Genomic DNA, 7,905 nt, shown 5'->3' with positions numbered 1-7,905 from the left:
TAACGGATGCTCCGGACGGTTCACGAACAGCGCGCCATCGCGGATCGCCCGCCATTTGGCGGAAGAGCTCCGTTCAGCCATCACTTCGACGGGCCGTTTCAGCGCCTTCGCCAGCTGGTCGCGGCGGTAGGCCACCGAAGGCGCCACGCCTTCGAGCCGCAGATAGACGGCCTCACCCGGAATGAAGGCCGCCGCCGCCACCTCGCAGGAGGATTGCATGGCGAGGCTCATGATCCGCACTGCTGCTTCATCATCAAGCCCGGTGAGCACCACGGTTTCCTCGGTCTCGGGGGCGGGCAGCACCTTGAGGATGACCGCCGTCATGGCGGCGAGCGTGCCATAGGCGCCGGCCAGCAGCTTGGGCAGGTCATAGCCGGTGACGTTCTTCACCACCCGCGCCCCGGCCTTGAAGGCGGTGCCGCCGCCGGTGACGCCGCGCACCCCCAGAATATGGTCCCGCAGCGCGCCGGCCTTGATGCGGCGGGGGCCAGAGAGATTGCAGGCGACAAGCCCGCCCACCGTGCCGCTGTGCGAGGCGCCCAGCAGCGCCGACCAGTCCGGCGGTTCGAAGGCCAGCTGCTGGCGCCGCGCCGCCAGCAGCGCCTCGATCTCGGAAAGCCTGGCGCCGGCGCCAACCTCGAGGATCAGTTCATCCGGCTCATAGGCGATGACGCCGGAAAAGCCCGACAGATCGAGCGTGGCGGCAGTTTGCATCGGCCGCCCCAGGCCACGCCGCGTGGCGGTTCCGATCACCTCGAACGGCGCTTCGGCGGCGGCGATGATCTCCGCCAGCTCGGCTTCCGAGGAGGGTTTCACGGCATCGGCCATCAGAATCTCGGAATGTCGGCGAACGGCAATTGCCCGCCGCGCACATGCATGCGGCCAAGCTCGGCGCAGCGGTGCAGGACCGGAAACACCTTGCCGGGATTGAGCAGGCCTTGCGCATCAAAGGCGCATTTGACGCGCATTTGCTGGGCGAGATCGGCTTCCGAGAACATTTCCGGCATCAGATCGCGCTTTTCGATGCCCACCCCGTGCTCGCCGGTGAGCACGCCGCCCACCTTGACGCAGAGGCGCAGGATGTCCGCACCGAACTGCTCGGCGCGGTCCAGTTCATCGGGGTCGTTGGCATCATAAAGAATGAGCGGGTGCAGATTGCCGTCGCCGGCATGGAACACGTTAGCCACACGCAGCCGGTGGCGCGCCGAAAGCTCCGCCATGCCTTTCAGCACATCCGGCAGGCGCTTGCGCGGAATGGTGCCGTCCATACAGAGATAGTCCGGCGAAATGCGCCCCACCGCTGGAAATGCCGCCTTGCGCCCGGCCCAGAACAGCAGCCGCTCCTCCTCCGAGGCCGAGATCCGGAGCGTCATGGAGCGGTTGGCCCTGGCGATCTCGCTCACCCGCTCGATCAGGTGGTCGACCTCGACCTGCGGCCCGTCGAGTTCGACGATCAGCAGCGCCTCGACATCCAGCGGATAGCCGGCATTGACGAAATCCTCGGCGGCGCGGATCGCCGGGCGGTCCATCATTTCCATGCCGCCCGGAATGATGCCGGCCGAAATGATATCGGCCACGCATTGCCCGGCATCCTCGCTCGACGGGAAGCCCACCAGCACGGCGCGCGCCGTCTCCGGCTTCTGCAGGATGCGGACGGTGACTTCGGTGACCACGCCGAGGAGGCCTTCCGAACCGGTCATCACGCCCAGCAGGTCATAGCCGCCGCTGTCCAGATGCTTGCCGCCGAGCCGGATCACCTCGCCCGAGATCAGCACCATCTCGATGCCCAGCACATTGTTGGCGGTGAGGCCGTATTTCAGGCAGTGCACGCCGCCAGAATTCTCCGCCACATTGCCGCCGATGGTGCAGGCGATCTGCGAGGAGGGGTCGGGCGCGTAATAGAAACCCTTATGCTCCACGGCCCTGGTGATGGCGAGGTTGGTCACCCCCGGCTGCACCACCGCGCAGCGGTTGTCATAATCGATCTCCAGCACGCGGTTGAACTTGGCCATGCCGAGCAGAATGCCGTCCGCCAGCGGCAAAGCCCCGCCCGACAGCGAGGTGCCCGCCCCGCGCGGCACCACCTTGACGGCGTTGTCATGGGCATATTTCAGAATCGCCGAAACCTGCGCGGTGGTCTCCGGCAGCGCCACCACCAGCGGCATCTGGCGGTAGGCGGTGAGCCCGTCGGTCTCATAGGCCCGCATTTCGGCCGGCGCCGCGATCACGCCCTCGCCCGGAACGATGGCGCGGAGCGCCTCCGCGATCTCGGCGCGGCGGCGGATGGTGTCCGCATCGGGGACCGGCATGGTCAGCATGGGCGGTTATGTCCTGTTGTCGTAATGGGCTGTGGCATTAAGCCAGCATCGCGCCGGAATGCAACGCCGTTGCGCGGCATAGCTGCCCCTTGCCGCCGGAGGCTCGGGCTGGCAAAAGCCTGTTCCGCCATTGCCTTGAGGTTTCATGCCGCCTGCCCAGCCCCGCGTCGGACTTTTTGTCACCTGTCTCGTCGATCTGTTCCGGCCCTCGGTGGGATTCGCGGCGGTGAAGCTGCTGGAGGATGCCGGCTGCCAGGTGGAGGTTCCGGAAGCCCAGACCTGCTGCGGCCAGCCGGCCTACAATTCTGGCGACAAGGCGCACGCCCAGGCGCTGGCCCGCCAGGTGATCGCAGCGTTCAGGGGCTTCGATTATGTGGTGGCGCCGTCGGGCTCCTGCGGCGGCATGATCATCAAGCATTATCCGGAACTGTTCCCGGCGGGCACGGCGGATCATGCGGCGGCGCTGGACCTTGCGAAGCGGACACATGAGCTGGTGTCTTTTCTCACCCGCGTGATGAAGCTGAGCAAGGTCACCGCCGAATTTCCGGCCCGCGCCACTTATCATGACTCCTGCTCCGGCCTGCGCGAGCTCGGCATCCGCAACGAGCCGCGCCAGTTGCTGGCCAGTGTCGAGGGGGTTTCGCTCCGCGAAATGACCGATTCCGAAGTGTGCTGCGGCTTCGGCGGCACGTTCTGCGTCAAATATCCCGGCATCTCGGACAAGATGTTGGAGAAGAAGCTGAAGCACATCCACGCCACCGGCGCTGATACGCTGATCGCCGGCGATCTCGGCTGCCTCATGAACATGGCGGGCAAGCTGAAGCGCGAGGGTTCAAACGTCAAAGCGCGGCATGTGGCTGAAGTTCTTGCGGGCGACTATCTGACGCCGCCCATTGCGGAGGCCGAATGATGGATATGTCCAGCGCCGCATTTCCGGATAACGTCAGCAAGGCTCTGGCCGACGGCAAGCTGCAATATGCGATGACCGAGACCGGCCCGCGCTTCATCCAGAAGCGTTCCAAAGCCCGCGAGGCGCTGCCGGAGTTCGACCAGCTGCGCGACCAGGCGCGCGACATCAAGGACCATGTGCTCGCCCATCTCGATATCTATCTCGAGCGCTACGAGGCCAGGGTGAAGGCCAGCGGCGGTGAAGTGCACTGGGCGGAAACGCCTGACGATGCGCGCGCCGCCATTCTGGGCATCTGCCGGAAGGTGAATGCGAAGCTCGTCACCAAAGGCAAATCGATGATCTCGGAAGAGATCGACCTCAACCAGCATCTGGCCGAGAACGGAATTACGCCGGTCGAAACCGACCTTGGCGAATATATCATCCAGCTGCGCAACGAGCGGCCGAGCCACATCATCGCGCCCGCTGTGCATCTGACGCGCGACCAGGTGGAGGCCGATTTCCGCAAGGCCCACACCCACCTCGACCCCAGCCGCGACCTGACGGAAATTCCTTCTCTCGTCGAAGAGGCGCGCGCCGTGCTGCGCCAGAAATATCTGGCCGCCGATGTGGGCGTCACAGGCGCCAATTTCCTGATCGCCGAAACCGGCACCTCGATCATCGTCACCAATGAAGGCAATGGCGATCTCACCCAGAACCTGCCGCGCGTCCACATCGTGCTGGCGTCGATCGAGAAGATCGTGCCGACGCTCGAGGACGCCTCCACCATCCTGCGGGTTCTGGCGCGCTCGGCCACCGGCCAGGATTTTTCGAATTACACCACGCTGTCCACCGGCCCGCGCCGTCCGGGCGATCTCGACGGGCCGGATGAATATCACGTCGTCATTCTCGACAATGGCCGTTCGAATGTGCTGGGCACCGAGTTTCAGGACATGCTGCGCTGCATCCGCTGCGGCGCCTGCCTCAACCATTGCCCGGTCTATAATGCGGTGGGCGGCCATGCCTATGGCTGGGTCTATCCCGGCCCGATCGGTGCGGTCGTGACGCCAGCACTCACCGGCATCGAGAACGCGAAGCATCTGCCCAACGCCTCCACCTTCTGCGGCCGCTGCGAGGAAGTCTGCCCGATGCGGATTCCCATTCCCAGCATGCTGCGGCACTGGCGCGAGAAGGAATTCGAACGCCATTTGCAGCCCACGGCCATTCGCTGGGGACTGGGCGTCTGGGCATGGGTGGCGCAGCGGCCGAAGCTTTACCGCATGGCCACGGCGCTGGCGGCGCGGGTGCTTGCCAACCAGGCGCATGGCAAGGGCCGGCTGGCGAAGCTGCCGCTGGCCGAAGGCTGGACCCAGAACCGCGATTTTCCGGCGCCGCAGGGCAAGACCTTTCACCAGCTGTGGAAGGAGCGCCGCCGGTGAGCGCCCGCCCAGACATGATTGCGCGCATCCGCGCCAAGCTTCCCCCGGCGCCTGAGGCCGGGCGCCGCGCCGCGGTGGACGAGCGGCTTGCCCGCCATCCGCGCAATCTCATTCCGGCGCGCGGCACGGGCGACGAGGCGCATCGCATCCGCCTGTTCACCGAGATGATGGTGGCGGTGGGCGGCACCGTTACGGTGCTCGACGATGTGAACGACGTGCCGGCCGCCGTGGCGGATTATCTGCGCAACGGCAATCTGCCGGCCCATGTGCGGCGCGGGGCGGATCCGGTGCTGGCCAGGCTTCCCTGGCACCGCGGCGGCGCCATCGAAGTGGTCGAGGGCCGCGCCCATGAATCAGACCGCGCGTCGATGACCCGCGCCTTCGCGGGGGTGGCTGAGTCTGGCACCATCATCCAGATTTCCGGGCCTGAGAACCCGACGACGCTGAACTTCCTGCCCGAGGCGCATATCGTGATGCTCGAGGCCTCACAGCTGTTCGGAAGTTATGAAGAGGTGTGGACCAAGCTGCGCGGGGTCATGGGCGAAGGCAGCATGCCGCGCACCGTCAACATGATCTCCGGCCCGTCGCGCACCGCCGACATCGAGCAGACCATCGTGCGCCCCGCGCATGGCCCCAAGAACATGCATGTCATCATCGTCACCGGGTGCTGACGGCGGATACTGATCCTTCAATTCCAGTCAGGGAGAAATTCTCATGAAGCTGTTGCGCTATGGCCCCAGGGGCAAGGAAAAGCCGGGCCTTCTCGACAAGGAAGGCCGCATCCGCGATCTGTCCGCCGTGGTGCCGGACATCACCGGCGCGGTGATATCCTCCGCCGGCCTCGCGCGGCTGCGCAAGATCAAGCCGGAATCGCTTCCGCTGGTGCGCGGCAAGCCGCGGATCGGCGCCTGCATCGCCAATCCGCAGAAGTTCATCGCCATCGGCCTCAACTATTCCGATCACGCCGCCGAATCGGGCCTTCAGGTGCCGAAGGAGCCCGTGGTGTTCACCAAGCAGGTGAGCTGCCTTTCGGGCCCCAATGACGACGTGACCATTCCGCCCAAGTCCAAGAAGTCGGACTGGGAGGTGGAGCTGGGCGTGATCATCGGCACCAGGGCCAAGAACATCAAGAAGGCCGACGCGCTGAAGCATGTGGCCGGCTATTGCACGATCAATGATCTCTCGGAGCGCGAATTCCAGGCGGAGCGCTCCGGCCAGTGGACCAAGGGCAAGTCCTACGACACCTTCGGCCCGGTCGGACCGTGGCTCGTGACGGCGGATGAGGTTAAGGACCCGCAGAAGCTCCACATGTGGCTGGAGCTCAACGGCAAGCGCGTGCAGGACGGCTCGACCTCCACCATGGTATTCGGCGTTGCCCATATCGTGGCCTATCTCTCGGAGTTCTTCACGCTGATGCCAGGCGACATCATCACCACCGGCACGCCGCCCGGCGTGGGCATGGGCATGAAGCCGCAGCGCTTCCTCAAGCCCGGCGACACCATGCGGCTCGGGATTGCCGGGCTGGGTGAACAGTCGCAGAAAGTGGTGCGGGATAAGTGAGGCGGTAACAGAAATCATCCCGGCGTGGCGATGGCCGCCAGATGCCATGGTCCGCTATTGCCCATTATTCATCACCCCCGGGCTTGACCCGGGGGTCTTCTTTGCCGCCGTCTGAGAGGATGCCCGGATCAAGTCCGGGCATGATGAGTTGAGATGTTTCTTCATCGCCGGGCATCCCCCGGCGATCCTCTTCGGCCCGCCGCCGCCATTGTGGTTGCCCGCCGCCGCCCGTTCCTCTAGATAGCCCGGCATTCACGGTGGACCATCAGCATGACCAAGGAAAACCGCCCAAAGGCGCGGGCCGCCAAGGGCTTCCGCGATATCGGACCCGATGAGATCCGCGGCGTCCGCCGCATGCTGGCGAAAATCCAGGATGTTTATGAATCCTATGGCTTCGAGCCGGTGGAGCAGCCCTTCGTCGAATACACCGATGCGTTGGGCAAGTTTTTGCCCGATCAGGACCGGCCCAATGCCGGCGTGTTCTCGTTCCAGGACGATGACGAGCAATGGCTGTCGCTGCGCTATGACCTGACCGCGCCGCTCGCCCGCTATGTGGCCGAGAACCAGCAGAAGCTGCCGACCCCCTACCGCAGCTACCGCCAGGGCTGGGTGTTCAGGAACGAGAAGCCGGGGCCGGGCCGGTTCCGCCAGTTCATGCAGTTCGACGCCGATACGGTGGGCTCCGCCTCGCCGGTGGCCGATGCCGAAGTCTGCATGATGGCCGCGGATACGATGGAAGCGCTGGGCATTCCGCGTGGGCAGTATGTGATGAAGGTCAACAGCCGGAAGATGCTGGATGGCTTCACCGAGACTTTCGGGATCGGCGAAGACGTGAAGCTGACGTGGCTGCGCGCCCTCGACAAGCTGGATCGCCTCGGCAAAGAAGGCGTGGTGCTGCTCCTTGGCGCGGGCCGCAAAGACGAGTCAGGCGATTTTACCAAGGGCGCGGGCCTCTCTGATAAGCAGATCGAAGCAAGCCTTGCCTTTGCCACCGCGGCGGCTCTTGATGCGCGTTTCGTAAGCGGCAGCAAGAATGGTGAGGATGGCCTGCGTGACCTTGAAGCCATGCAGACACTGTTTCAGGCGGCGGGCTATGGCGTGGATCGCATCCGCTATGACTCCGCCGTCGTCCGCGGGCTCGAATACTACACCGGCCCCGTGTTCGAATGCGAATTGCTGATGGACACCAAGGACGAGGACGGCAACACCGTGCGTTTCGGCTCGGTGGGCGGCGGCGGGCGCTATGACGATCTCGTGGCGCGCTTCACCGGCCAGCAGGTGCCCGCCACCGGCTTCTCGATCGGCGTGTCGCGGCTCTATGCGGCGCTGAAGCTGGTGGGCAAGGCCGAGGAGTCATCGACCCTCGCGCCGGTTGTCGTGCTGGTCATGGACAAGGAGCGGCAGGGCGATTACTGGCGCATGGTACAACAGTTGCGCGCCGCCGGCATCCGCGCCGAGCTCTACACCGGCACGGCCGGCATGAAGGCGCAGATGAAATATGCCGACAAGCGCGGCGCGCCGCTGGTGGTGATTCAGGGCGGCGATGAAAAAGCGCGTGGCGAGGTGCAGATCAAGGACCTGCGGCTGGGCGCCGAGCTGGCGGGCAACATCGCCAGCCATGCCGAATATGCCGCGCAGCGGCTGGCGCAAGTCTCGGTCCCGGAGGCCGATCTCGTCGCCGTCGTCAAGAAGGCGCTGGCCG

At 65.2% G+C, this 7,905-nt stretch carries 7 protein-coding genes; 5 read left to right on the top strand and 2 right to left on the bottom strand.

Annotated features, from left to right (window positions below; genetic code table 11):
* Positions 1 to 828 (bottom strand): FAD-binding protein (locus ACILRN_RS14330; RefSeq protein ID WP_395689405.1); only part of this gene is annotated, 828 nt, incomplete at its 3' end.
* A complete protein-coding gene (locus ACILRN_RS14325) occupies positions 828 to 2,318 on the bottom strand; it encodes an FAD-linked oxidase C-terminal domain-containing protein (protein WP_395689404.1) in 1,491 nt (496 codons plus the stop codon). The genes ACILRN_RS14330 and ACILRN_RS14325, both read right to left, overlap by 1 nt.
* Positions 2,319 to 2,463: 145 nt before the next feature.
* On the opposite strand from ACILRN_RS14325, the gene ACILRN_RS14320 reads away from it, so the two are divergent.
* The 5 genes from ACILRN_RS14320 to hisS form a co-directional block, all read left to right on the top strand.
* On the top strand, positions 2,464 to 3,228 hold the full coding sequence (locus ACILRN_RS14320; protein WP_395689402.1) for a (Fe-S)-binding protein: 765 nt from the start codon (positions 2,464 to 2,466) through the stop codon (positions 3,226 to 3,228).
* Complete coding sequence (locus tag ACILRN_RS14315; protein WP_395689407.1) at positions 3,228 to 4,643, top strand: LutB/LldF family L-lactate oxidation iron-sulfur protein; 1,416 nt, start codon at positions 3,228 to 3,230, stop codon at positions 4,641 to 4,643. Before ACILRN_RS14320 ends, ACILRN_RS14315 begins: the two co-directional genes overlap by 1 nt.
* A complete protein-coding gene (locus tag ACILRN_RS14310; RefSeq protein ID WP_395689400.1) occupies positions 4,640 to 5,314 on the top strand; it encodes a lactate utilization protein C in 675 nt (224 codons plus the stop codon). The genes ACILRN_RS14315 and ACILRN_RS14310 overlap by 4 nt, the downstream gene beginning before the upstream one ends.
* A gap of 43 nt (positions 5,315 to 5,357) precedes the next feature.
* Positions 5,358 to 6,203, top strand: a complete 846-nt coding sequence (locus ACILRN_RS14305) for a fumarylacetoacetate hydrolase family protein (RefSeq protein ID WP_395689397.1) — start codon at positions 5,358 to 5,360, stop codon at positions 6,201 to 6,203.
* A 270-nt stretch (positions 6,204 to 6,473) separates the two neighbouring features.
* A partial coding sequence (hisS, locus tag ACILRN_RS14300; RefSeq protein ID WP_395689395.1) for a histidine--tRNA ligase occupies positions 6,474 to 7,905 on the top strand: 1,432 nt, incomplete at its 3' end.

Origin of the sequence: Aestuariivirga sp., assembly GCF_044238155.1 — a bacterium.
Taxonomy (GTDB): domain Bacteria; phylum Pseudomonadota; class Alphaproteobacteria; order Rhizobiales; family Aestuariivirgaceae; genus Aestuariivirga.
The sequence above is the reverse complement of the archived record's forward strand: the minus strand, read 5'-3'. Positions and strand labels throughout refer to the sequence as shown.